We start from the raw sequence: 26,257 nt of genomic DNA on the forward strand, positions 1-26,257 counted from the left end.
GTTTCCCCCTCTTAATGGAAAAATGCTGCAGCATTCCGCCCGGCCTGGCAATAGCGGCAATCGTTGAGAGGACCGCAGGCGGCTCGCCCTCCCGCACATAAATTGGCCCGTCGCGTCCCATGAGCGACGAACGGTTGGGCGCATCCCATGCCCCTCCGCAACCTTTTGTTAACCTCAAAACCGCATCTTTGCCGCGGGGGGCACTCATACGGCAGCAGCCGAGCGAATGGAGAGTTCGCAGTGCTCGAATTTACGACGAGGCCGACATCGGTCGCCGGGCCGGTCGGGCCGCTGACAATCGACGATCTGCCTTCATCGACGGCAGGCTATTGGGTCGCACGCCGCAAGGCGGAGTTGCTTGCCGCGATCGATGGCGGGCTGAACGGGCTGGCCGACGCCTGCGCAAGATACCGCCTCAGCGGCGAAGAGCTGGAATCGTGGCGCCGCACTATCGACCGGGCGGGCATACCCGGGCTGCGCGTGACGGAAGCACGTCGCCTGCGGGATCAGACTGTCGGATAGATTTTTCGTCACCGCCCGCACCCCCACTGCGTGCGGTGTCCAAGGGGACGGCGCGAGCAGACTGGTCCCTCTCGCGCCGTCCTTTCACATCAGCGGCATTTCAGTTCGCCGCGATCGATAGCCCGCCCGAGCAGGCCACCGCCGGCCGCGCCGATGATCGTGCCGACCGTGCGGTCACGCCCTCCATCGAGTTCGCGCCCGACGAGCGCTCCGACGGCGGCGCCAATGATCAATCCGGTCGTGCCATTCTCGCGGCGGCAGTGGTAGCGGCCATCCTTGCTCCGCCAAATACGGTCGTTGTGCGAAATGCGGCGGGGTTCGTAATAGCGCCCATATCCGTCATAAAGACCACGATCCTTGGCGCGCTTGCCGTGCGCCGGCGCCCAGGGCGGCGGATCCGCCAGCGCCGGGCCGACGGGAACGGCGAGCGCAGCGAGGACCGCGGCGGCGATATATTTTTTCATGACCCGTCTCCTTCAATCATGGACCGGACGTAGCGGCGCGCAGCCGAACCCCGGCTGAACAACCCGCCATGGCTCGGCCGATTGCAGAACGGGTCCTATTTGAACCAACCTGCGGTCGACGTCCAATGCGCGCCAAGGCATCTTTTTTGGCGCAGCGGTACAATTATCACCCGGCCCGCAACATTATATGCGCCGTGCGACCCAGGAGACCTCGTCCTTTCAGAAAACCGAGATCTTCATCTGACGCCCGCACGGTTTCGGCCGCGCGGGCGTCTTTTTTGGCGTCCAAAGATTGGCGATTTGAAGACCAAAGTGGCCGGTTGGATACTGTCCGCTATTAGCCAACGAGTGGGGTAATAGCGGACACTCGGCTAAATTCATCGGATATTTCCGATAGGAATTGACGAGCGTCAACGCATCGGATAATTCCGATGTATGAATATCGATTCCGCGCTTCCCGCTCTCGCCGCTCTCGCCCATCCGACACGTCTCGAAGCCTTCCGCTTTCTTGTCCGGCATGAGCCGGAGGGTCTATCGACCGGTGAACTTGTTGACGCGTCGGGTCTCACGCAGAGCACCTTCTCGACGCATCTCGCTGTGCTCGCGAAAGCCGGTCTCGTAAAATCCGAGAAACTCGGGCGGCAGCAGATACAGCGAGCCGATATCGATACGCTCCGAGAACTGATGCTCTTCCTTGCGAAGGACTGTTGCCAAAGCCGCCCCGAGCTGTGCGAACCGCTTCTGGCCGAACTCACCTGCTGCTGAAGGAACCGGCGTGTGACCGACATCATCATCTACCACAATCCCGACTGCGGCACGTCACGCAACACGCTCGCGCTGATCCGGAATTCCGGGATCGAGCCGCATGTCGTCGAATATCTAAAAACGCCGCCGGCTCGTGCACTGCTCGAACAACTGATCGACCGGGCGGGAATCAAGCCACGCGAATTGCTCCGCGAGAAGGGCACGCCTTATGCAGACCTCGGCCTCGGAAACGAAAGCCTGAGCGATGACATCCTGTTCGATGCGATGATGGAGCATCCCGTCCTCATCAACCGCCCGCTCGTCGTGTCGCCGCTCGGGGTCAGGCTCTGCCGCCCGTCTGAAGCCGTGCTCGACATCCTGCCCGCACGGCAGCTTGGAGCCTTCTCCAAGGAAGATGGCGAACGGGTCGTCGATGCCGCTGGCAATCGCGTCCAGGGATGAGGCCGGCATCTTGACCACTGCCGCCAAACGCGAACGCCTGTCGTTCCTCGACCGCTATCTGACACTCTGGATTTTTCTTGCCATGGGCCTCGGCGTGTTGCTCGGGTCGGCCTTCAAGGGGCTGCCCGCCGCGATCGACGCCATGTCGATCGGAACGACGAACATCCCGATCGCAATCGGCCTCATATTGATGATGTATCCGCCGCTTGCCCGCGTGCGTTACGACGAGCTGCCGCGCGTGTTCGAGGACAAACGCGTTCTGGCGATTTCGCTGATCCAAAACTGGATCATCGGCCCGGCGTTGATGTTCGCGCTCGCGGTCATCTTCCTCTCGGACAAGCCCGAATATATGACAGGCCTGATCCTGATCGGCCTCGCGCGCTGCATCGCAATGGTGATCGTCTGGAACCAGCTCGCGAAGGGCGACAATCAATATGTCGCGGCGCTCGTCGCCTTCAATTCGATCTTCCAGATCCTCTTCTTCAGCATCTACGCCTGGTTCTTCCTGACCGTCCTGCCGCCGCTGTTCGGGCTCGAAGGCAGCGTCATCGACGTGAGCTTCTGGACGATCGCCGAAGCGGTTCTCATCTATCTCGGCATTCCCTTCATTGCCGGCTACCTCACCCGCCGCTTTCTCACGAAGGCGAAGGGAGACGAGTGGTACGAGACGCGCTTCCTGCCCAGGATCGGCCCGATCACGCTCGTCGCGCTGCTGTTCACGATCGTCGCGATGTTCAGCCTCAAGGGCGGCGAGATCGTCACCATCCCTGCCGACGTCGTGCGGATCGCGATCCCGCTCACTATCTACTTCGTCGTCCAATTCCTCATCAGCTTCTGGATGGGCAAGCTCATCGAGGCGGACTATCCGCGCACCACCGCGGTCGCCTTCACCGCCGCAGGCAATAATTTCGAGCTCGCTATCGCGGTGGCCATCGCGGCCTTCGGGCTCGCTTCGCCGGTCGCCTTCGCCGCCGTGATCGGGCCGCTCGTCGAGGTTCCCATCCTCATTCTCCTCGTCGGCGTCGCTTTCCGCCTCGGACGCCGCTGGTTTCCCTCGACCGTTCCTTCACAATCCTGAGTATCATGACAGAACAGACCCATAATCGCCTGCGCACGCTTACCGATCCCGACCGTCTGCCGGCGCTCAGCCCCGAATATCTCCGCGCGCAACCCGCCCTCGGCCTCGGCCCGCTCGATCCGGCGCCGCGCATCCTCCTCCTCTACGGGTCTTTACGCGAACGCTCCTATTCGCGCCTCGTCGTGGAAGAGACGGCGCGCCTGCTCCAGCTCTTCGGCTGCGAGACACGCATCTTCGATCCGTCTGACCTCCCCTTGCCCGATCAGATCGCCGACGACGACCACCCCGCGGTCGAGGAGCTGCGGCAGCATTCGATCTGGTCCGAAGGCCAGGTCTGGTGCAGCCCCGAACGCCATGGCCAGATTACCGGAATCATGAAGGCACAGGTCGACCATCTCCCCCTCGCCTACAAGGGCCTTCGCCCGACGCAGGGCCGCACGCTGGCCGTGATGCAGGTGTCGGCAGGATCGCAATCGTTCAACAGCGTCAACACGCTGCGCGTCCTTGGCCGCTGGATGCGGATGATCACCATTCCCAACCAGTCGAGCGTCGCGAAGGCCTATCAGGAGTTCGACGAGGCCGGCCGGATGCTGCCCTCGAGCTACTACGACCGTATCGTCGACGTCGCAGAGGAGTTGGTGCGCTTCACCGTGCTGACACGCGGTCATGCGGACCAGCTCGTCGACCGCTATTCCGAGCGCAAGGACCGCAAGAAACCAACTGCCACGCCGGCTGAACTAGCCCGGTTGCCGGGGCGCTGAAGAGCCATCGGGACCAGTTTCCGCCCATTGCCCACACTTCGATATGAGTAAAATCGCTTCAGCGATGCCTTGGCACTTCTACATCGCTCACAGCAGTCGTTGCCACCAACCGACGTCGTGCCAAGCATCGAATTTTCGCCCGACCTCACGGTAGATGCCCACCGGCTCGAAGCCCATGGTTTCGTGCAGCCCGACGCTTGCGTCGTTTGGGAGTGCGATGCCAGCAAAAGCCGCGTGATAGCCCAAGCTTGCCGCGTCAGCCAGCAGGCGCGAGTATAGACTTCGCGCTACACCGCGCCGTTGCGCGCCAGGCGCCACATAGACTGCTACATCGACAGATGTCCGGTATGCGGCGCGCGCCCTATGTTCGCTGGCGTAGGCATAACCGACGACCCGCCCATCCACTTCGGCTACCAGATAGGGATAGCGCGGCAGAATAGCGGCGATGCGCCTTTCAATCTCCATAATATCAGGCGGGACTTCCTCGAACGAGATGGTGGTGGCAGTTACATAGGGTGCGTAAATTACTTGAACCGCTGGCGCGTCCCCCATCGTTATTTGACGCACATGCATGTTTGCACCACCTCCGAAGCAGAATTTAATCAGACTGGCCCGCCACGTCCCGGCAATCAAGGCACTGCGTCCACTTAAGCCTGTGAGGAGCGCGGAGGCTGCCTGTACGGAAGCCGCCCACTCCGGCCATTCGCCGCAGATCTGGTCCCATGCAGGATTGGCCGATTTCTGACCGGCAGCTTCCGGCCGCCAATCCGAGGTAGCCGACATTCGCCAGGATCGCATGCGGACGGCGCAAAGCGAACGATTGCAGTGCCCTTCCGACGAAGGTGCGAAACCTGCTCTCCAAACGGTCAGGATGATCGCTTTGAGATCTCGGGTACCAATCGCCGTGAAGTGCGAGCAAAGTCGCACGGCGTAATCATCTCGGCGCCATATGCCCCGGTAGAAACCGGGAATGCCATTTGCTATCCAACGCTCATGCCCCTTCTCCTTGCTGTCGCGCTGATCGCGCCGTCCGTTTCCGAAGCATCCGAAACACCTAACCAGGCCTGCTTCGAGATTTTCGCCGATTCTGAGGGTGAGATGGCCCGTGCGACCGATCCCGCCTGGCGGAAGAAGGCCCTGCCGGAAATCGAGAAACTGCGCGCCGAGAGCGAACGGCGCCGATCCCGGATCGACGGCGAACTCGCAAAACGGGCAAGAGATCGCGACCGGCTGCAACGCGACTACGACCGCGGCGCGATTCACGACGACGACTTCAGATCGGCGCGCTTCGAGCTGGAAACCGAGGTGCGGACCCTCGTCGCCGAGCGCGACGCGAAGCAGATACCGGCCTGCGACTTCTGATCGGCACCCCTAGAGGGGCTTAATTCTGTCCGAACTCGGCCGGTCCAGGAGAACCGGAGTTGCACGTTTGACTTTCGCGCGCCGGCCTGTTTCAGAAAGGCGCGTCATGAGAATCCAGTCCCTTTCGGCTGCGGTGATGTCGAGCTGGCCCCGGTGGATGCCTGTTGCAGGCCTGGTAGCACTTCTGCTGCATCCGGCACAAACGGACGGTATCGCTCTTGCCGGAACAAGCGCGATCCTTGTCGGCTGCATCCTCGCGACGGTCCATCATGGCGAGGTCGTCGCCCACCGGGTAGGAGAGCCGTTCGGCACGCTGATCCTCGCAGGCGCGGTCACCATTATCGAGGCTTCGCTGATTCTGTCCATGATGCTGAGCGGGTCGGCGAATCCGGCCTTGCCGCGCGATACGGTGTTTGCCGCAATCATGCTTATCCTCAACGGCGTTGTCGGCGGATGCCTGTTGGTCGGCGGCATTCGGCACGGCGAGCAGCGTTTCGTGCTCGAAGGAGTCAACGCCGCGCTCTGCGTGCTGGCGGCGATGGCAACGCTGGTACTTGTTCTGCCGAGTGTGAGCGCGAACGCAGCCTCGCCCTCTTATTCCGCCGCGCAGCTTATATTTACCGCGATCGTGTCGACGCTGCTCTACGCAACCTTCGTGTTTGTCCAGACCATCCGCCATCGCGACTATTTCCTGCCTGAAGGCGTAGGCGCGCTGGCCGGCGATGCGCATGCTTCGCCACCCAGCTCGCGCGCGGCGGCACTATCGCTTGGCCTTCTTCTGCTCGCGTTGGTGAGCGTTGTCTTCCTCGCCAAAAGCCTCTCCAAACCGTTCGAAACAGCGATCGCTGCCGCCGCATTGCCGCGCGCGCTTGTCGGCATTGCCGTCGCCGCGCTCGTTCTCGCTCCGGAAAGTCTTGCGGCATTGCGCGCTGCGCGGCGCGACCGCCTCCAGACAAGTCTCAACCTTGCGCTGGGATCGGCGCTTGCGACAATCGGCCTTACGATCCCGACGGTAGCGATTGCGGCACTCGTCATGGGCTGGCCGCTATCCCTCGGCCTCGACCCCAAGGGCATGACACTTCTGGCGCTCTCGCTTGGCGTCGCGATTTTATCTTTCGGAACCGGACGAACCACGATTTTGCAGGGCGCCGTGCATCTCGTACTGTTGGCCGCCTATATTTTTACGACGGTCTTTTCCTGATCGTCCTGAGTTCGCCGTGCCGGGCAAAGTCTGATGATGCGACGGGCCGAAGCAGTGGCGAAGCAAAAAGCTCTTGAAAGTGATTTGGCGCTTCCTAGCTTTTTATCGCCGGGCGCCGAAACCGGGCCCGGTGGGTCAAATGAGAGCGCCGGCTCTCTCCGGCGCGTCTCATGCCCAAATTGCTCACTTAGGAGGATTTGGAAAATGAGAAGCAGCTTTGATTTTGCGCCTTTCCGGCGCTCCACGGTCGGTTTCGACCGCCTGTTCGATCTCCTCGAGACCGATCAGCGCGGCGACGGCAGCGAAGGCTATCCGCCCTTCGACCTCTCGCGGCGGGGCGAGGACAGCTACCGCATCACGCTAGCGGTGGCGGGCTTCCGCCCCGAGGATATCGAGGTGGTCGCCCAGCAGAACCAGCTCACCATCAGCGGCAAGCGCGGCGAAGAGAAGGACGAGGAGCAGTATCTCCACCGCGGGATCGCGGCTCGCCCCTTTGAACGGCGCTTCCAGCTTGCCGACTATGTCGAAGTCGAATCCGCCGGTTTCGACAATGGTCTGCTGCGGATCGATCTGCAGCGCGTCGTCCCCGAGGCGATGAAGCCGCGCAAGATCGAGATCGGCGGCAGCTCGCCCGCCCAGGATCGCCTCGCAGCCCCGCGGGAGAAAGACCGCGAATCGGCCTGATCGAGGCCACCGGCTCGCCGCCGATGACGGCGGCGAGCCTTGCTGAACCCTCTAGCCAGAAAGGAGATGACATCATGTCTATTCGTGATCTGATTCCCTGGAGCCGGCAGGAGAACCGGCTCCCCGTCGCGGTGCGCGCCGAGCAGGGGCGGGGCGATCATCCGCTCCTCTCGCTTCACCGCGACGTCAACCGGCTGTTCGACGATGTCTTTCGCGGCTTCGGCCTGTCGTCGTTCGGCGGTCTCAGCCGCGAACCCGCGTGGCCGAACCTCGAGTTCGGCGAGACCGACAAGGAGGTCCGCATCGTCGCCGAGCTCCCCGGGCTGGACGAGAAGGATGTCGACATCAGTGTCGAGGAAGGCGTGCTGACGCTTCGCGGCGAGAAGAAGTCCGAAGTCGAAGACAAGGACCGCGGCTATAGCGAACGCAGCTACGGCCGCTTCGAGCGGCGGATCGGTCTCCCGCGCGGTGTCGAACGCGACAAGGCGAGCGCGACCTTCAGAAATGGCGTGCTCACGGTCACCCTGCCGAAGGCGGAGGCGGCGAACGAAAATGTCCGCCGTATCCCGATCAATGGACAGGCGGCGTGACGGGCAGGTCCGGGACTTCGGTCCCGGGCCGGGCTACGGGGGCGCGTCGCCCCCCTCGCCGGCAAATGATAATTGTGCATCGGTCGGCCATCGCGCCAGCATGTTGCCGCCCGATGCATGGGCGATTATCGAGCCTGTGCCCCTTCGTGTAAACCAGTCGGGCCGCGCGCATGCCGGACTGTGGCGGTTGCGCTTCGGCCCGCGCTGGGTTCCACGGGCCGATCCGCTGACCGGATGGACCGGCGGCGGCGATCCCCTCGGACAGATCGAACTTCGCTTCGCGAACCGCGATGCGGCCGAGCTTTACTGCCGGCGAGCGACTATCCCGTTCGAGATACGGGGCTCGTCTGAAGTACGCCGGCCAGCCATGCCCTGCTTGACTAGCGAAGCGCCGCCCCGGCTTTGTTGCTCGCCAACTGGTCCGCACGCTTTGCGCTGCGGCGATTATCCGATCGGCGCGCACCGCGAAACACAGGCCAGGCCGGACGCGGCGAGTCATTCTGCATTCAGTTTCGCAGGATAGATTTTGGCTTCCATCATCAACAGAGGAGGACGATTGATGCGTAAAATCCGTACGGCCGTCTTCGCCGGTGTCGCGGCTCTTGCAGCCGCAGGCACGGCGTTGGCGGCACCTGCCGAAACCCGTGTGATGAAGGTCGGTCTGCCCGATGGCTCGATCGCGCGGATCGAATATCGAGGCGAGATCGCGCCGAAGGTTGTCGTGGCGCCCGCGGCACGCTTCGTTCCGGTCCAGTGGATCGACCCGTTCGACGCGGCCCCCTTCGCGATGTTCGACCGGATCGCGGCGGCAATGAACCGGCAAAGCGACATGATGATGCGGCATATGCTCGCGCTGCAATCTCAGCCGAATCCGCTCGGAGAGATCAACCTCGCCAGCCTCGGCTCGCTGCCGGCCGGAACCGTAAGCTATCGTTACGTAGCGACCAGCAGCGGAGCGGGAACCTGCAGCCGCAGCGTCGAGGTCACTTCGCACGGGTCCGGACAGAAGCCCAAGGTCGTGTCGAGGAGCTCCGGCGACTGCGGGGGCATGTTGTCGGACCCGACCGCCGAAGAGACCGAGGTCGCGATCGAACACCCGGCGCAATACACGACCTAGAGCCACCGGGAGCGCGGAGCGGCGCATCACGCGCTGCTCCCCCTTTGGGCTTTTGTTCTCTTTTGCGCCGTAAAAAATGGAACATGAGACGACGGAAACGCGTTTTATTTTACCCGCCGCTCACGGGCTTGCCCAATCGGGCGGCGCAGTTTCTCGAAACCCGAAACTTAGCCCGGCGGGCGAATCTTGAGGCATGTTCCCATGACCTGTATCGACGCAGAGCTTCTTTCCCGGCTCCCCATCACAGATGTGCAGAAGGTTACCTTCTATAAGCGCGACGAACTCACAACCGACCTGGTCTGTTGCGACGTCAGGGTCGCCGGAAAAGTCTGGACGTTCGATGAAGCGCTGGTTGGATGGGAATTGCTGATCGAGCACCTGAAGGGCCTTCCCGGATTCCGCTCTGGCGCGCTGTCAGCGATGTGCGATCCGCCTTTAGAAGTCTCCGAATCAGTGGCATTTGAACGGTAGTGTTCCTTCGCTCGGCCGCAGCGGCGGGAAGCCTATGTTGATCTGGACCGATTGCTACCGGTCCTCATTCCTCTCGCCCCCTGGATTCCTTCAATGGCGCAAGCGATTCGTCACTGCTCTTCAAATATGATAACCTCTGGCAGATGCTGCGTAACAACCACGAGGTTGATTATGACGGACGATTGGCGAGTGGATGACTTGGCGCTGTGCGTCAGCCGGCACGACTGCTACCCCTCCCAGGTTCGTCCCGGAGCGATTTTTACTGTCCGCGCCGTGCTCGCTAACATGCCCGACCTTGCCGGGGGGAATGCCGGGACGGCGCTGAACTTCAGAGATGTTGCGGAACTGGGGCCGCGCGCAGCCTATTGCGCGAGCCGCTTTCGCAAAATCGCGCCACATGCCCCCGACGCATTCGACTCCGAGGTGATCGAGATGCTGTGCGGCTTGCGGCGAGCTTCTCGCTGAACGGTTGAAATTTAGCTCTCATTTTAATCGACCGAGACGATTACTGTACCCGAAAAATTGGAATTGAGCCGCCGGGACGGAGTGCATAGATGCGCCTCTGCAAATCGTTTTGCAGTGCAGCAAACAAAGGAAACACTCTCCCATGGGTATCATCGGAAGCTCGATCAAGCCGTTCAACGCCACCTCATACTACCAGGGCAAGTTCGTCCCCGTGACGGACGCCGACACCAAAGGCAAGTGGGCGGTTTTCTTCTTCTATCCGGCCGACTTTACCTTCGTCTGCCCGACCGAGCTCGAAGACCTCGCGGATCAGTATGCCACGCTTCAGGGCCTCGGCGTCGAGGTCTATTCGGTGTCGACCGACACGCATTTCAGCCACAAGGCCTGGCACGACAGCTCGCCCGCGATCGGGAAGATCAACTATCACATGCTCGGCGACCAGAACCACGTCCTCGCCAACAATTTCGGCGTGCTGCGTGAAGATTCGGGCCTCGCCGACCGCGCGACCTTCGTTGTCGATCCCGACGGCGTGATCCAGGTGATGGAAATCACCAGCGAAGGCGTCGGCCGCAATGCCGAGGAACTCGTCCGCAAGATCAAGGCTGCAGTCTATGTCCGCGCCAACCCCGGCCAGGTCTGCCCGGCGAAGTGGGAAGAAGGCGCCGAAACGCTGGCTCCCTCGATCGAACTCGTCGGCAAGATCTAAGCCGATTTGCGAGGACCGGGCGGGCGGCGCCCGCCCGGTCTCAGCTTTTCATAAAACAAAAGATTCTGACGCCGTTCCCCGCGGCGAACCCCTGTTTCTGTCCGAAAGGCTCTCCCCATGCCGATGCTCGACGCCAACACGACCTCCCAGCTCAAGACCTATCTCGGCAACCTTCGCCGACCGATCGAGCTGGTCGCAAGCCTCGACGCATCGCCCAAGTCGGCCGAGATGCGCAGCCTGGTCGAAGAGGTCGCGGCGCAGTCGGACCTCGTCACCGCGCGGTTCGACGGCGACGACGCCCGCCGCCCGTCCTTCGCGATCCGCGCCGATGAGGGCCGCGCCGAAGCCATGTTCGCGGGCCTGCCGATGGGGCATGAATTCACTTCGCTGATCCTCGCGCTCCTCCATGTCGGCGGTCATCCGCCGAAAGAAGAGGCCGAACTGCTTGACGCGGTGCGTGCGCTGGAAGGCGATTTCGTCTTCGAAACCTTCTTCTCGCTGTCATGCCAGAATTGCCCCGACGTCGTGCAGGCGCTCAACATCATGGCCGCGCTGAACCCGAACATCCGCCACACGGCGATCGACGGCGCGCTTTTTCAGGATGAGGTCGAACGCCGCAAGGTGATGGCGGTGCCCGCCGTCTTCCTCAACGGCGAGCTTTTCGGGCAGGGCCGGATGGACCTCGCGCAGATCGTCGCGAAGCTCGACACCGGCGCCGTGGCGCGGGCGGCCGAGAAGATCGCCACCAAGGAGCCGTTCGACGTGCTCGTCGTCGGCGGCGGGCCCGGCGGCGCCGCGGCCGCCATCTATGCCGCGCGCAAGGGCATCCGCACCGGCATCGTCGCCGAACGCTTCGGCGGGCAGGTGCTCGACACGCTGGGGATCGAGAATTTCATTTCGGTCCAGCACACCGAGGGCCCGAAACTCGCCACGCAGCTCGAGGCGCATGTGAAGGATTATGACGTCGACGTTATGAACGTTCAGGAAGCCGCCGAGCTCATCCCCGGCGGCGCGCACGGCCTCCACGAAGTGAAGCTCAAGAGCGGCGCGAGCGTGAAGGGCAAGACCGTGATCCTGTCGACCGGCGCGCGCTGGCGCCAAATGGGCGTCCCGGGCGAAGCCGAATATCGCAACAAGGGCGTCGCCTATTGCCCGCACTGCGACGGCCCGCTGTTCAAGGGCAAGCGCGTCGCGGTGATCGGTGGGGGCAATTCGGGCGTTGAGGCGGCGATCGATCTCGCCGGGCTCGCCGCGCATGTGACGCTGATCGAGTTCGATAGCCAGCTTCGCGCCGACGCGGTGCTCCAGACAAAGCTACGCAGCCTGGCCAATGTCACGATCATTACGTCAGCGCTCACCACCGAGGTGCTCGGCAATGGTGAGAAGGTGGTTGGCCTGCGTTATCGCGACCGCAACAAGGATGAGGAACATCTTGTCGAACTCGAAGGCATCTTCGTCCAGATCGGCCTCATTCCGAACACGGAATGGCTGGGCAGCGCCGTGGCGCTCAGCGACCGCGGCGAGATCGAGGTAGACGCGCGCGGCGCGACAAGCCAGCCCGGTATATTTGCCGCGGGCGACGTGACGACCGTGCCGTACAAGCAGATCGTCATCGCGATGGGCGAAGGATCAAAGGCGTCGCTCTCTGCGTTCGATCACCTAATCCGCTCCTCGGCTTGATGTGACTGGGCCGATAATTTCTCCGCTGAAGTCGGAACTACAGAATCCAAATGCAGCCGTTTTTGGCCGTTTGCTGCCAGTCAGCTTTTGACGACCAATCGCAAGAAGCGGACATCAGACCCAAATTGGCCTGACGCCCTCATAGTCTTTGAAGGGCTCACTTGCTTTCCCGCGTCATATTCCGACAGCGATCAAAACCGCACCCGGAATCCCGCCGTGCCCTTCAAATTATAGCCCGCGCCGAAGTCGGCGATCGCGGTATCGCCCGAGACCTCGGTATAGAGGGTGAAGCGGTCATCGCCCCAGCTATAGCTGCCGCCGAGCCCCAGTTCGCCCGTCAGGCGGTGGTCGCGGTTGGCGATCGGCGTCCCCGATACGTCGGCAACCGCGCCATCGAGCCATTCGTATCCGAGATTCATCACGGTGTAGAGGCGCGTGCGGCGTGTATCGCCCGCGCGGCCCTTCCAGCTCGTCTGATGATCGATCGCCAGCCCCCAGCGCGTCTTCAGGCTTTCGCCTTTCGCCACCGAAACCGCGGCCGCCGAAGGATCGGCGAAGCGATCGAAATCGACCTTGGCATAACTCATCTGGACCTGCGGCGTGATGCTGAGGTTGCCGCCGATCGGGGTCTGCTTGCCGAGTTCGAGGCTGAACGCCTGTCCGTCGCCCTTGTTGCCGCGCGCGAGCGATCCGAGGATGTTCGATTCAAGATCGCTGTCGAACCAGCTAAGCTTGACCTGTCCGTCGACATAAAAGCCCTGCGGCCCGTACCAGGTCATCGTCGCGCCGACGCCATAACCCTGCGTGCCGATGGTGCCGTCGCCGAAGACCGACGCGACGCTGCTGTCCGCCTTGCCATAATGCGCGGTCAGCCCGCCGACGAGCGCGGCGCCGTCGCGGCGCTCGGAGAGCGCCGCGTCGAGTCCGAGCTGCGCCTGCCACTGGTCGACCTTGCGGTCGGCGCCGCTCGTCGAAACAAGTGCTTCCGGACGCTGGCGTTCGGATTCGAACCGGCCCCACAGTCCCGCACCGGCAATCGGCGACGCCGCCCACGAGCGGTTGCCGACACGCTGTTGCAGGGTCGGCAGACGATTGAGCGACTGCAGCGCCCCGACATAGGCTTCATAAACGGGCACGCCCGGCTGATAGAGGGGACCTTCCGGATTGCCGGCGCCATTGAGTCGCGCCGAACGCAGATACCAGTCGCCGTCCTGCGGCGTCGATACGCCATTCTTGTAGAGACGATAGCCATAGGCGCCGAGAACCACGGCCTGCTCTCCGTCGAAAAGATAGTCGCCCTCGAGCGTGAAGATACCGTTCGACGCGCCCGCGACGTCGACAATCTTGATCCCCTCCACCGTCTGGTCGCCCAAGCCGCCGCGGTTGATCACCGTGACTCGCGTATTGCCCGACGTGGCGCCGTTCACGATCAAGCGGTCGGCCGCCGAGGCGTCGCCGCCGAGTGCGGCTTCGATTTCCAGCACGCCGCCATTGCCGGTGTAGTCACCCGCAACGGTCAGCGATCCGATGCCACTGCCCGGCGCGACGACGCCGGCGTTCACGAGTCTGCCGACACGGCCCGCACCTTCGACACGGCCCGCCGCGCCGACGCTGACTACGCCGCCAAGGCTGCCCTGCACCGCGAGCGTCCCTGCAGCGACCGACGTGCTGCCGCCAAAGCTGCTATTGTCGGCAGCGACGAGCAGGGTCCCTGTCCCCGCCTTGGTGAGCGATCCCGCCCCCGAGAAGATCCCGTTGTAGGTGAAGACCGTGTCCGCCGCCGTCGAGATCGCACCGTCGCCTGCAACGATAATGTCGCGCGCGCTTGCCATGGTGGCGCTCGTCTCGAGCGTTCCGCTATCGAGCGTCACGGCGCCGCTTACCGCACCAAGGTTGCTGTCGCTCGCAATGCGGATCGCACCGCCCGTGATCACCGTACCGCCGGTGTAGCTGTTCGTGCCGCCGAGAATGAGGGTTCCCGCGTCCGTCTTGGCGAGCTGCGCCGCGCCGCCCAGCGCCGAGTTGATCGTCGCAGTAAAGCCAGCCCCGGCGGCGCTTCCCTCGCCGACGCGGATCGTGGCCGTGGGATCCGTCAACGTGATGCCGTCGCCCGCGATCACATAATTATTGGCAGCGAACTGCATGCCCACGGCGATAACGGCGCCCCGACCGTCATCAACCGTAACTGTGCCGCCCACCCCGCCGAAGACCGCGAAGCCGCCGTCGGAATAGGGCGCGTTCACCGAGCCGTCGGCATTGGTCCAATTATCGTTGCCGGAGCTCGCCTGCCAGACGCCGCTACCGCCGTTGATAACGCCATCATTTTTCGGGCCGGCCGCGCCGTCCCAGAAATTGAGCGTGAGGCCACCGGAATTGACCAGATTGACCTGGCCCGCGATCGAGGTCTGCACCTGCGCATTGGACCCCGTGGGCATGGTTCCGAGCATGACGCCGTTATCGGTGAGCGTGCCGCCATAGTTGAATATGCGGTAGATACCGAGGTCGGACGCGCCGCCTGCCGGAACGCCGACATTGAGCACGCCGTCGAGGACGAGGTTGCCGCCGACGTTGACGAGATCGTTAAGCGCGCCGCCGACCACACCCGCCTCGCCGAACTCGAAGTCGAGCGTCGCGGTCGGGCTGATAAGCAGATCGCCGCCCACCGTCAACGTACCCGCGCCGCCTGCACCCGGCGCCAGCGTGCCGCTGAGGTTCACAGTGCCGCCGATCGTGCCGGTGCCGCCCAGCGTCGTGAGCTGGTTCACGGTCACAGAGCCGGTCGCGGCGCCATAGTCGCCGTTCACGAGCAGCGTGCCCTGTGCGACCCCGATGCCGCCGGTATGGTTGCCGGTGCCGGCGAGCACCAGCGTGCCGGCACCGAGCTTGCCGATCAGACCCGCGCCGGTGAGATTGCCGGTGAGCCTGAGCGTCGTATCCGCGTCGGTGGAGAACACGCCCTGGCCGGCGAGATCGACCGTGCGGCCGGAGCTGATATCTGCCGTGGTGTCGAGCGTGCCGCCATTGAAGCTGAGCCCGCCCGAAGCGGCGCCGAGGTTGGCGTCGCTGGAGATCTGCACCGTGCCGCCGTTGAACGCGGTACCGCCGGTGTAGCTGTTGGTGCCCGTGAGTTCGAGCCGGCCGAGATCGGTCTTGATCAGCTGCGCGCTGCCCGTGATCTCGGAGGTGATGATCGTATTGTAGCCGAGCCCGGCACTGGTACCATCGCCGACGCGGATCACCGATTGCGGACCGGTCAGCGTGAGCGCACCGCCCTGGATCCGATAGTTCGTCGTCGCGAACTGGAGTCCCGACGCGGCGACCGCGCCCAGACTATTGTCGATTGTGACCACGCCGCCGGTGCCCGTGAAGATCGCGAAAGCGCCATTGTCATAGGCCGCGTTCACGGCGCCGGTCGCCTCGGTCCAGCTGTTGTCCAACGCGGTCCGCCACATGCCGCTGCCGCCGTCGACCACATCGTTGAACTTGCTTGCGCCGGCGCTGCCGTCCCAGAAGTTGAGCAGCGCGTCCCCGGTGTTGATCAGGTTAACCTGGTTCGCGACCGCAGTCTGCACGAAGACGTCGGACCCGGCCGGCATCATGCCGATCGCGAGCCCGTTGTCGGTGAGCATGCCACCATAGTTGAACACGCGGTAGATGCCGGGGCCGAAGGTTCCGCCCGCCGGAATTGTTACGTTGATCGTCCCGTCGAGAACGAGGTCGCCGCCAACATTGACAAGATCGTTGAGCGCGCCGCCCGCGACACCTGCCTGGCCAAACTCGTAGTTCAGGATCGAAGCGCCGGCGAGCGACAGATTGCCGCCCACCGTCAGTGTGCCGGCACTTTCACCGGGCGCAAGGATGGCGCCATCCAGCATGTCGATATTGCCGCCGATAACCCCGTTGCCACCGAGCGTCGCTCCCGAGAAGACGGTCGTGAGTCCCGTCGCCGCCGACTGGTCCCCGTTGACGATCAGCGTACCGGCGTTGACGAGAGTCGCGCCAGCGTAACTGTTCGCACCGCCGAGCCGCAATGTGCCCGAACCGTCTTTGACCAAACCTCCGGCGCCGATGAAGCGTGGCGAGATACCGATATTGTAGCCGTCGGTATCGATGACACCGCCATTCGCACCCAGCGTTACGTCGGTTGTCGCGAAATTGTTCAAGAAGACATTATTGTTCGCGGTGGCCCGCAGCAAGCCACCATCCATTGTGAAGTTCACGGTCCCCGCCCCGGCGCGAATCTGGCTCGTTTCCAGAACGCCACGACTGCCGGTCGTGCCGAGCAAGGTCACCGTCGACGTAACGCCTGCCGCTACGCCCAGCGAGAAGCCACCTTCGGCCCGGACACGCCCGCCGTCTTCGATCGTCAGCGAGCCGTCGCCCTCATTGCCGATGGTCATCGTGAAGTCGGTGACCAGCCAGTTTGAACCGGCGCCGGTCACCACCGCGCTGCCGGTAGAATTGGCGCCGACATAGCCCTGATTGCTCGTAACGCTCGCACCGTTTTCGATGCGCAGCGAACCGTTGCCGAAGCTGCCGACATTGAGTTGCTGGGTATTGACCCACGACGTGCTTGGACCGGAGATGATTGCATCGCCCTGCCCCGAACCGCCGACGACTCCGTCGTTGCTCGTCACCGCAGCGCCGTTTTCGATACGCAGGACACCCGCGCCAAAAAGGCCGACGCTGATCCGTCCGCTATTTTCCCACGACGAACCCGTTCCGCTAACGAGCACTTGCCCGATGCCATCGCTATCGAGTCCGACCTGCCCGGCGCTGCTGACGACGCGGCCACCATCAATGACGTTCAGCGTTCCATTTCCGCCGTAACCGACCGACAAATCGGCACCGACGGTCCAGGTCGAGGCGTTGCCGCTGCCATCGTTACCCGCGACCGTCATGACCGCCGCGTCACCTGCCTCGATCGCCACGATGCCGTTAGCGCTGGTGATCGTACCACCATCGGCCAACCGCAGCTCGCCGCCCCGGACGCCGACGTCGCCAACGAAGCCGTTCGTGCCAGTCAGTACCAGCGTACCGAGGTCGGACTTGATCAGGTCGCCGACGCCGGTCAGGTTCGACGCGACCGTCGCGGTGTAGGCCGCACCGTTCGCGGTCCCGTCGCCGACGCGAATGACTGCTTGGGGCGTCACCAGGCTCACGCCCGTGCCTATGATGCTGTAACCGTCGCTCGCGAACTGCATTCCGGACGCTGTGATGCCGCCAAGCGAATCGTCGACGGTTACCGTGCCGCCGACGCCGGAGAAGACGGCAAAGGCATCGTCGGTGAAGGGCGCATTGGCCGAACCATCAAACTCGGTCCAATTGTCGTTGCCGCTGCTGTTCTGCCACAGCCCGTCGCCGCCGGTGATCGCGCCGTCGTTCTTGCCGCCGTTCACGCCGTCCCAGAAGCGCATCGTGAGGCCGGAGGTGTTGACCAGATTGACCTGGTTCGCGACCGACGTCTGGACATAATAGGCGGGATCGACGTCGAGTCCATTGTCGGTCAGCGTCCCGGCATAGTTGATGACACGATAGACGCCCGGATCGAAACTGCCGCCCGGCGACAAGGTCACGTCGATCGTGCCGTCGAGCGCGAGGTCGCCCGCGACCTCGGTCAGGTCGTTGAGCGGGCCGCCGACGATGTTCGACTGCCCGAAATCATAGGCGAGCGTCGCGTTCGGACTGAAGCCGAGATTGCCATTGATGGTGAGCGTGCCTGGACCGGTCGCATCGCCGGGGGCCAGCGTCGCCCCGCCGCCGACAAAGACATCACCTCCAATCGTGCCGGTGCCGCCAAACGTACCGCCGCCGAGCACATTGGTCGCGCCGGTTGCAGCGGTCTGGTTGCCGTTGATCAGCAGCGTGCCGGACGAGATAACCGTCGATCCGGTGTAGCTGTTGTCGGCGCTGAGGATCGTGGTGCCCGTGCCCTCCTGACGGACATCACCCGTGCCGGAGATGGTTCCGGCGAAGCTGTATTCGTTCGAGCGGTTGAAGATCAGCGTGCCGCCATTGGCGATATCGCCCGCGACGCTGCCGGTGGTACCGCCGCTACCGAGCCGGAGTGTGCCCGCGTTGACGTTGCTGATGCTGGTGGCGCCGGTGTAGCTGTTGTCCGCGGTGAGCGTGAGGATGCCCGCGCCGAGCTGCGAGAGCGATCCGCCGCCGGAGATGGCGCCGCCGAAGACCAAATCGTCAGAGCGCGCGAAGGCGATCTGCGCGTTGTTGACTACGTCGCCCTGGATCGAGCCCGCAGTGCCGCTGCCGACCTGCAGAATGCCGGCATTAACCGTCGTTCCGCCGGTGTAGCCGTTGTTGGCGGTCAGGATCATCAAGCCGGTGCCGTTCTTGACGAATGCGCCGCCGCCCGAGATCGTCCCGTTGATCGTCAGCAGCGTACCCGCGTCAACATCGATGATGCCGGTACCGCCGAGGTCGATGCTGCGGATGATCCCCATGTCGGCGGCCGTGTTGAGCGTGCCGCCGTTGAAGCTGAGCGTGCCGCCATTATCGCCTAGGTTGAGGTTCTGCGAGATCCGGATCGTACCGCCGTTGATCGCAGTGCCGCCGGTGTAGCTGTTGGTGCCCGAGAGTATGAGCGTGCCGGCATCGGTCTTCACCAGCTGCGTCGCGCCGGCCAGATCGGACGCGATGGTCGTCGTGTAGTCTGCACCCGCAGCCGTGCCGTCTCCGACGCGAATGACCGACTGACCGGGCTGGCTGCTGTCGTCAACGAGGGTGAGGCCCCCGCCCTGCACGGTGTAGCCATTCACGGCGAACTGCATGCCGGTCGCCTCGACCTGTCCGTTCGTATTGTCAACGGCAACCGTGCCGCCGGCACCCTGGAAGACCGCGAAGCTCGCATTGGCAAAGGGCGCGGCGAAGAGACCCGTGCTGTCGGTCCAGTTCACGTCGCCCGCGGCGCGCCACGTACCGCTCCCGCCGCCGATGATGCCATCCGCGTGCGGCCCGGCATCGCCGTCCCAGAAGCTCAGCGTCAGACCCGCCGAGTTGACGAGGTTGACCTGGTTCGCGACCGAGGTCTGCACCAGATATTCCGACGAACCGACCGTGACGCCGTTGTCGGTGAGCGTGCCGCCATAGTTGAACATGCGATAAACGCCGGGTCCGAACGTGCCGCCGGGCGACTGGGCGACGATCAGTGTGCCGTCAAGCGTCAGGTTGCCACCGACATCGACGAGATCGTTCAAGGGTCCGCCCGACGCGTTTGCCTGACCAAACTCGAAGTCAAGCTGGGTCGTGTTGCCAAGCGCGAGATCACCGTTGATCGTCAGCGTGCCTGCGCCGTTACTGCCCGCGGCCAGGATGCCTCCGTCGGCGATGGTGACATTGCCACCGATCGTACCGGTACCGCCCAGCGTCGCGCCGGATGCAACGCTGGTCAGCCCCGTCGCGCCCGACTGGTCACCATTGATCAGCAACGTGCCGGCGGCGACGCTCGTCGTACCCGAATAATTGCTGTTACTCGTGAAGATCGTCGTGCCGTTGCCGTTGTGATTGACCGCTCCGCCGCCCGAGATCACCCCGGCATAGGTCGAGCTGCCCGTGCGGTTGAACATCAGCGTGCCGGCGTTCGCGACATTGCCGACGAGCGTGCCCGTGGCGGTGCCGTCACCGATCTGCAGCGTGCCCGCGGCGATCGTTACGCCGTTCGTATAGCTGTGATCGCCGGTCAGCGTCAGCGTGCCGGCGAGCGTCTTGTTGAGCGTCTCGAACCCGCTGACCTGCGCCGTGGTGAGGGTACGGTTCGCGGCGTTGTTCACGCGCAGCGCGTCGACTCCGCTTCCGCCGACAACACCGCCGGTGAGCACCGCCGCATCGTTTAGCGCGAAATTGTCGTCTCCATCGCCCAGCGAAAGCGTGCCCGCGCCGGTGTCGAGCGTGCCGGTCAGAATGACGAAATCGGTGCCGCCACCAAGGTCGCCGCCGGCGCGCAGCGTGCTTCCCGGAGTGACGGTGACCGTGTTTGCTCCGGCGTCGCCCGTGATCGTCGCGACGGCGCCCCCCGCTGCCTGCACCGTGCCGTTCACGGTCAGCCTGGAATCTCCGGCCATCGCGATCGCCGACGTGGTGAGAATGCCGTCAGCCTGCAGCAGCCCCCCTGCGATGCTGACGCTGTTCGCATAATCGTGCGTGCCGGTGAGGAGCAGTGTGCCGCCAAGCGACTTGGCGAGCGTTTCGAATCCGCCGGCCTGCGTGCCCGCAAGCGTACGCGCCGCGGCATTATTAACCTGCAGCATGTCGGTGCCGGAAGCGCCGAGGACACCGCCGGCCAATATAGCGGAATCGTTGAGCGCCAGGATATCGTCGCCATCGCCGAGCGAGAGCGCGCCGACGCCCGTGTTCAGCGTACCCGTCAGATTGACGACGTCGCTGCCGCCGCCGAGATCGCCCGAACCCCGGAGCGTACCAGCCGCCGCGACGGTGATCGTGCTCGAGCCCGCATCGCCGTTCAGGGCCACAGTGCCGCCCGCGATCGCCCCGACCGTGCCGTTGACGGTCAAGGCCGACGTGCCCGTCATCGCGGCGGTCGGCGTCGTCAACGCGCCGTCCACCTGCAGCGTCCCCGCACTGATCGTGGTGGCGCCGATGCTGTTGCTCGCCGAGGTCAGTATGCTGGTGCCGGCGCCGATCTGCGCGAGCGTGCCCGGGCCGCTCAGCGAACCGCTGAAGATGAAACTGTCGCTGCGATTGAGCGACAGGGTGGAGGTCGCGGAATCGACGATCACATTGCCCGCGCCGGCGTTGCCAGTGGTGCCGCCATTGCCGATCATCAGATTGCCGTTGTTGATGACAGTATTGCCGGTGAAGCTGTTGTTGCCGGTCAGCACCCAGGTGCCGCTGTCATTCTTGGCCAGCGTCGTGGCGCCGGTGCCATTGTCGCCGATGGCGCCGCCCATCGTATTCAGGCCGGTATTGGTACCGCCCAGTACAACGGTGCGCGTTGCGTTCGTGCCGGTCAGCCCGACCGGTCCGACATTGTCAAAGACGAGCGCGCCGGTTCCGGAGGCCTGAATGTAAGTGACGCCGGTATCGAGGGTGAACTGGCGATCCGTTATGTCGCCCGTGCCGACATAACGGAAAGTGGAACCGTTGCCGATCACCAGATTGCCCATCGCACTGGAAGAAGAACCGATGCTGCTATCCATTCCGCCATCGGCCAGCTTGTCGACGATCAATATGCCGCCGCTGATGGTGGTCGCGCCAGTGTAGTTGCTGGCCTGATTGTTCAGGCGCCAGGTGCCAGTGCCGGTCTTGGCGAGCCCGGTGGCCCCCGCGCCGCTGTCCCCCAGCTCAGCGGAGAAGATGTTTTCGCCGGTATTGGTGCCCGTCAACGTCAGGTTGCGCGCCGTGGCGGAGCCCGCCAGCGTCAATGGGCCAGCATGGGTAAACGCGATCGTGCCGCTGCCCGAGGCGTCAAGCGCGCCACCGCCGGCGCCGAGCGTGAACTGGCGGTCGGTGCTGTCGCCCGTGCCGATATAGCGCAAAATACTGCCATTGATCACCAGATTGGCGGCATCGGACGACGATGCGCCGATCGAGCTGTTGACGCCGCCATTTTCCAGGCAGGTCACCACAAGCGTGCCGCCATTGACCGTGGTGCCGCCGGTATAGCTACTATTGCAGCCGCTGAGCGCCTGATCGGCGGTGCCATTTTTGATCAGGCTGCCGTTGCCGCCGATGGCCCCCGCATAGGTGTGTCCGCCGTTGATGATCGTCAACACGGCATCCCCCAGGCTGATGTTGCCGCCGATGGCACCGCCACCGTTGAGGGAGGTCACCAGCGTGTCGTATCCGTCGAGATCCAGCAACACGCCTGCGGTGTTGTTCAGGGTCATCACACCCTGGGGGCCAAAGGCATTGGTTCGCGCCGCGCGCAGAACGCCCTCCGAAACCTGCTTATTGCCGGTCGAGCTGCTCGTCCCGGACAGAATCAAAGTGCCCGCGCCCGCTTTGTTCAGACTGCCGCCGCCGACAATGGCGCCGGTGAACTCCAGCGTGGTGGATGCACTGATCACGCCGATCGTGCTGGCGCCGCCGGCAAGCTGAAAGCCGCGATCGATCGTGACGGTGCTGCCGGTATAGTTCAGGCCGCCATTGTTAAGGACGAGGTTGGTGGAAGCGCTGCCGGACGCACCGATACCACTCGCTACGCCGCCATTGGCCAGGCAGTCCACGCTCAGTGCGGCGCCCTGCAGGCTGGTGGGGCCAGTATATATATTGTTGCAGCCATTGAAGGTCTGCGTGCCGCCGCCGGTGCGCGTGACCCCGCCGGTGCCGCTGATGACACCCGAATAATTGCCGCCACCGCCATTGATCGTCAGGGTGGCCGAGCCCAGGGTCACGTTGCCGCCGCTGGCGCCGCCGCCGCTGAGCGGACCGACGGCATTGTTGAGCCCGCTCAGGTCCAGCAATACGCCGGCGGTGTTGGCCAGGGTCATGCTCCCGGAGGCCAGACCGAAAGCCTGGGTCGAACCGGCGCGAAGAATGCCGGCATTGACCGTGTTGCCGCCGGTATAGCTATTGGTGCCGGAGAGGATCAGCGTGCCGTTGCCCGCCTTGAACAAGCGGCCGGTGCCGACGGCGGTGCCGCTGACGGTCAGGGTCGTGGCGCCATTGGCGACGTCGACCGTGCCGTTGCCGACCCCCAAGGTGAAGCCCCGGTTGGTGCTCGCCGTACCGCCGGTATATTGCAGGCCGCCGCCGGCGAGCACAAGATTGGCGGACGCGCTGCTCGCCCGGCCAGTACCGCTGACGAGGCCGCCATCCGCCAATGTGTCGGCCGCCAGCAGGCCGCCGCTGACGGTGACGATGCCTGTGAAATCGTTGGTGTCGTTGGCGAGCGTCAGGGTGCCCGCGCCGGTCTTGGTGAAATTCGCACCGTCGGAGCTTGTGACCAGGCCGCCGAAGGTCAGGTTGGCGCCGGCATTGGTAACCTCGACGCCGCTGCCCGTGATGGCGCCGGACTTGGCGAAGGTGAATCCGCGATCGCTGGTGTCGCCCGCACCGGTATAGCGTAGCGTGCTGGCTTCCAGCACCAGGTTGGACGGATCGGCGGATGACGCGCCGATGCTGCTCGCCGCGCCGCCATTGCCGATGCTGGTGACGGCCAGCGTGCCCTGAACGACGCGCGTGGCCCCGGTATAGCTGTTGCCGGTGTTCGACAGGGTGACGAGGCCGGTCCCCGCCTTGGTGAACCCCATGCCCGGTCCATTGTCGACGATCCGCGAGGCGATGGTGAAATTGCCGCTACTGTTCTGCTGGACCCCCAGCACGCCGCCATTGGCGCCGGTCATCATGCCGCCGGTGATGAGCTGGTTCGTGGCCAGCACCGTGGGCGCGACGATGATCGTGCCATCCACGCCCAGCGTCTCGCCGGGGCTGACCGTGACAGTGGTCGACACCGGCTGAGTGTAGCGCAGTCCGCCGAGCTGCTTGGTGCCGGTCACCGTGCCGAAGAAGCCGGTGACATCGGTGATGAACTCGTTGTCGAGCCAGTCGGCGGCATTGTCCTTGTCGGTATAGTCGGCCTCGACGAAGGCGAGGATGTTGCCGCCTACCACCTTGGCATAATCGGTGCCGTTGACCGTGGCCCAGCCGCCAAGCGATGTATTGGTGGTGGTGATGTTGCCGCCCGTCGGCAGATTGAAGTTCATCAGGCCGCCAGAGCGCGTAATGGCCCCCAGATTGACGGTCAGGCTGCCGCCGGTGCCCGACTGGGCGTCGATGACATTGTTGCCGGCGGTGATGTTCAAACCATTGAAGGTCTGGCTGTTGCTCTCGCCTGCGGCACCAATGATGTTGAGCCGGCCGCCGGCCATATTGAGGGTGGAGCCGCTGCCGACGATGCCGCTGGCGGGACCTCCCGCCGGGCTGAAATCCAGATTGAGGATGCCGCCGCCGACGGTGGTGGCGCCGGTATAGGTGCTGGCGCCGGTCAGGGTCTGGGTGCTGGCCCCCAATTTTGTGAGCCCGCCGCTGCCGGCGATGCTGCCGCCAAAGCTCGCGGTGGTTCCGGTGGGCGCCTCGATCGTCAGCAGCGCGCTGCCCAGATCCAGCGTGCCGCCAGTGCCGGTCAGGCTAGTCAGCGTCTGGTTGAAATCATTGAGGTCCAGTGTGCCGCCATTGACCTGGAAAATCTTCGAACTGGTGAAGGCATTGGCCGCCCCGGCGCGCAGAGTGCCGCTATCGACGATGGTCTGGCCGGTATAGCTATTCGCGCCCGAGACCACCCAGGTCCCTGCCCCGGCGCCGCGCAAATTGCCGGCGCCCGAAATCACGCCCGAAATCACATTGTCCGCGCCGGTGAAGCTGCCGCCCAGCGTGGCGGTGCCGCTGAGACTCGTGCCGCCGCTCAACGTCAGCGCGCCCGTCCCGTCATTACTGAGGGTGCCGCTGAGGCCCCAGGCACGATTGGTGCTGGCCCCCGCTCCGACATAGCTCAGAGTGCCGCTTATACCTGTCCCGCCGCCTGTGCCCAGCGAACTGGCGACACCGACATTCGTCAAGGTAGCCGCTTCCACCTTGCCCGCACCGCCGATGCTGCCGCTCGCGAAGGTATTGGCATCGCCAAGCCTCAGAACGAGGCCGGCATTCGCGTTGAAGGCAACGTCATTGCCGCTGATGACGCCGAGCAGCTCAAGATCTGCGGTCTGCGCCGTGAAGGCAGGCGTCTGGGCGAGGGAAGTCCTGTTCACGCCAATGGCGCCGGTCAGTGTAAGGGTCCCGGTGCCGCTGTTGGTAAGGCCCACGCCGCGATAACCGTTGGCGGTCAGACTCCAGTTGCGGTTCGACACATCGCCGTCGCCGACATAGGAGACGCTGCGCGTGCCGGTGGTTCCGCTTGGATTCGATATGACGATAGTGCCGTCCGCAACGGTGTTGGGCGCCCCCAGTGAACTGGTTTCGCCCAGATTTCCGATCGAGGAGAAGGTGGAACCGCCTGCGCCATTGAAGGCGGTCGAACCGCTGTAGTTGTTGCTATCGTCGGTCAGGTTCACCCCGGCACTGACGGCAAGCCCGCCGGTGCCGGTGAAATGGGCGCCGCCGATACCCGCCCCCGAGATGTTGACTCTGCCCACCCCGCTGAGCGTTACTGTGCGTCCCGTCAGCGTGCCGCCGGTCGCGCCGATGTTCAGCGAACCGCCCGAGATCGTGATATTGTTGCCGGCGGTGCCCAGAGCGGCGGCACCGCTGGCAGTCAAGGTGCCGTTGACGCTGATATCACCCACAAAGCTGTTCGTACCGGTCAGCGAAAGCGCGCCGCCGGTGATCACCGGGCCGCTGCCGAAACTGTTGTTGCCGGTGAGGAACAGGGTACCCGCACTGACCGTCAGGCCTCCATTGAAGCTGTTATTGCCTGACAGGGTCAGGGTTCCGCCGCCCGCCTTGATCACGCGTCCCGTACCAGTGATCGTCGAAGCGATGGTCGAAGCGCCCGTCGTGACCGAAAGCGTCGGATCGACGCCATCGAGGGTCAGCGTATTGCCCGTTATGATGTAACCATTCGTCGCGAAGGTGATGTTGTGAACACGAATGGGTTGGGCGAGCGTCACCGTGCCCGCGGTCCCGCGAAAAAAAGCATCGTTGAGCGCCAGATTGTCCCACGTCCGATAAGGGCCGCTTACCCCATCCGTGCTGAGACTCCACCGGGGGTCGGACAGGGTCCAGGTCGCGCTCCCTCCCTCCCCGATCGAAGTGCCGTTGACGTCCCAGTAGAGCGCTTCCTGGCCGCAGGCGGGCGTCGCGATCGCGGCGGGGACCAACGCCAACAATGCCCATCGGCAGACCCCCGCGCGTATCCGCGCGCGCGCCGACGTTGGACAAAAAGGCCGAAAGCCGTCGCAGCGGATAGGCGCTGAACGAAGAAGGCCGGGAGTATCTTCGGAAGCGCCCCGAGCCATCGCCATACGCCCCATCCCGCAC

At 64.1% G+C, this 26,257-nt stretch carries 18 protein-coding genes; 15 read left to right on the plus strand and 3 right to left on the minus strand.

What is annotated here, in order from left to right:
* Window positions 1–240 precede the first annotated feature (240 nt).
* Window positions 241–522, plus strand: a complete 282-nt coding sequence (locus V8J55_RS03710) for a DUF1153 domain-containing protein (RefSeq protein ID WP_336444416.1) — start codon at window positions 241–243, stop codon at window positions 520–522.
* Window positions 523–611: 89 nt separating this feature from the next.
* On the opposite strand, the gene V8J55_RS03715 is transcribed toward V8J55_RS03710, so the two are convergent.
* Complete coding sequence (locus V8J55_RS03715) at window positions 612–986, minus strand: glycine zipper 2TM domain-containing protein (protein ID WP_062185580.1); 375 nt, start codon at window positions 984–986, stop codon at window positions 612–614.
* Window positions 987–1,421: 435 nt separating this feature from the next.
* Between V8J55_RS03715 and V8J55_RS03720 the strand changes: the two genes are divergently transcribed.
* The 4 genes from V8J55_RS03720 to arsH are packed head-to-tail and all read left to right on the plus strand — an operon-like array spanning window position 1,422 to window position 4,031.
* On the plus strand, window positions 1,422–1,751 hold the full coding sequence (locus V8J55_RS03720; protein ID WP_058538767.1) for an ArsR/SmtB family transcription factor: 330 nt from the start codon (window positions 1,422–1,424) through the stop codon (window positions 1,749–1,751).
* 12 nt (window positions 1,752–1,763) lie between these two features.
* Window positions 1,764–2,192: an arsenate reductase (glutaredoxin) gene (gene arsC / locus V8J55_RS03725; RefSeq protein WP_062185582.1), complete on the plus strand. Its 429-nt coding sequence runs from the start codon at window positions 1,764–1,766 to the stop codon at window positions 2,190–2,192.
* 10 nt (window positions 2,193–2,202) lie between these two features.
* Window positions 2,203–3,270 (plus strand): ACR3 family arsenite efflux transporter, encoded by a 1,068-nt coding sequence (gene arsB / locus V8J55_RS03730; RefSeq protein WP_062186929.1) that lies wholly within the window; start codon window positions 2,203–2,205, stop codon window positions 3,268–3,270.
* A 5-nt stretch (window positions 3,271–3,275) separates the two neighbouring features.
* Window positions 3,276–4,031, plus strand: a complete 756-nt coding sequence (arsH, locus tag V8J55_RS03735) for an arsenical resistance protein ArsH (RefSeq protein ID WP_336444417.1) — start codon at window positions 3,276–3,278, stop codon at window positions 4,029–4,031.
* Between the two features lie 87 nt (window positions 4,032–4,118).
* On the opposite strand, the gene V8J55_RS03740 is transcribed toward arsH, so the two are convergent.
* Complete coding sequence (locus V8J55_RS03740; RefSeq protein WP_238586767.1) at window positions 4,119–4,814, minus strand: arsinothricin resistance N-acetyltransferase ArsN1 family B; 696 nt, start codon at window positions 4,812–4,814, stop codon at window positions 4,119–4,121.
* Between the two features lie 210 nt (window positions 4,815–5,024).
* Here V8J55_RS03740 and V8J55_RS03745 point away from each other — a divergent pair, with 210 nt between their 5' ends.
* The 10 genes from V8J55_RS03745 to ahpF all read left to right on the plus strand — a co-directional run bounded on the left by V8J55_RS03745 (window position 5,025) and on the right by ahpF (window position 12,307).
* Complete coding sequence (locus V8J55_RS03745) at window positions 5,025–5,393, plus strand: hypothetical protein (protein WP_062185588.1); 369 nt, start codon at window positions 5,025–5,027, stop codon at window positions 5,391–5,393.
* A gap of 106 nt (window positions 5,394–5,499) precedes the next feature.
* Window positions 5,500–6,594 (plus strand): calcium:proton antiporter, encoded by a 1,095-nt coding sequence (locus tag V8J55_RS03750; protein ID WP_238586768.1) that lies wholly within the window; start codon window positions 5,500–5,502, stop codon window positions 6,592–6,594.
* Window positions 6,595–6,798: 204 nt separating this feature from the next.
* On the plus strand, window positions 6,799–7,278 hold the full coding sequence (locus V8J55_RS03755) for an Hsp20 family protein (protein ID WP_062185590.1): 480 nt from the start codon (window positions 6,799–6,801) through the stop codon (window positions 7,276–7,278).
* A gap of 74 nt (window positions 7,279–7,352) precedes the next feature.
* Entirely contained in the window at window positions 7,353–7,868 is a 516-nt protein-coding gene (locus V8J55_RS03760) for an Hsp20/alpha crystallin family protein (RefSeq protein WP_336444418.1), read from the plus strand.
* Between the two features lie 100 nt (window positions 7,869–7,968).
* Window positions 7,969–8,391, plus strand: coding sequence for an NADH dehydrogenase ubiquinone Fe-S protein 4 (locus V8J55_RS03765; protein ID WP_193749215.1), 423 nt, complete (start codon window positions 7,969–7,971; stop codon window positions 8,389–8,391).
* Between the two features lie 36 nt (window positions 8,392–8,427).
* On the plus strand, window positions 8,428–8,985 hold the full coding sequence (locus V8J55_RS03770; protein ID WP_056369390.1) for a hypothetical protein: 558 nt from the start codon (window positions 8,428–8,430) through the stop codon (window positions 8,983–8,985).
* Between the two features lie 201 nt (window positions 8,986–9,186).
* A complete protein-coding gene (locus V8J55_RS03775; protein ID WP_056369389.1) occupies window positions 9,187–9,456 on the plus strand; it encodes a hypothetical protein in 270 nt (89 codons plus the stop codon).
* Between the two features lie 171 nt (window positions 9,457–9,627).
* Window positions 9,628–9,921 carry a hypothetical protein gene (locus V8J55_RS03780; protein ID WP_056369387.1) on the plus strand — a complete coding sequence of 98 codons (294 nt, stop codon included), beginning with the start codon at window positions 9,628–9,630 and terminating at the stop codon, window positions 9,919–9,921.
* 142 nt (window positions 9,922–10,063) lie between these two features.
* The gene (ahpC, locus tag V8J55_RS03785; RefSeq protein ID WP_062185594.1) at window positions 10,064–10,627 is read left to right on the plus strand and encodes an alkyl hydroperoxide reductase subunit C; all 564 of its coding nucleotides are present in this window, start codon (window positions 10,064–10,066) and stop codon (window positions 10,625–10,627) included.
* Window positions 10,628–10,750: 123 nt separating this feature from the next.
* The gene (ahpF, locus tag V8J55_RS03790) at window positions 10,751–12,307 is read left to right on the plus strand and encodes an alkyl hydroperoxide reductase subunit F (RefSeq protein ID WP_336445702.1); all 1,557 of its coding nucleotides are present in this window, start codon (window positions 10,751–10,753) and stop codon (window positions 12,305–12,307) included.
* A gap of 191 nt (window positions 12,308–12,498) precedes the next feature.
* Here the strand turns inward: ahpF and V8J55_RS03795 are convergent, their stop codons facing one another.
* The gene (locus V8J55_RS03795) at window positions 12,499–26,103 is read right to left on the minus strand and encodes an autotransporter-associated beta strand repeat-containing protein (protein ID WP_336444419.1); all 13,605 of its coding nucleotides are present in this window, start codon (window positions 26,101–26,103) and stop codon (window positions 12,499–12,501) included.
* Window positions 26,104–26,257: the final 154 nt, after the last annotated feature.

The organism is Sphingopyxis sp. CCNWLW2 (assembly GCF_037095755.1).
Classification (GTDB): Bacteria; Pseudomonadota; Alphaproteobacteria; order Sphingomonadales; family Sphingomonadaceae; genus Sphingopyxis.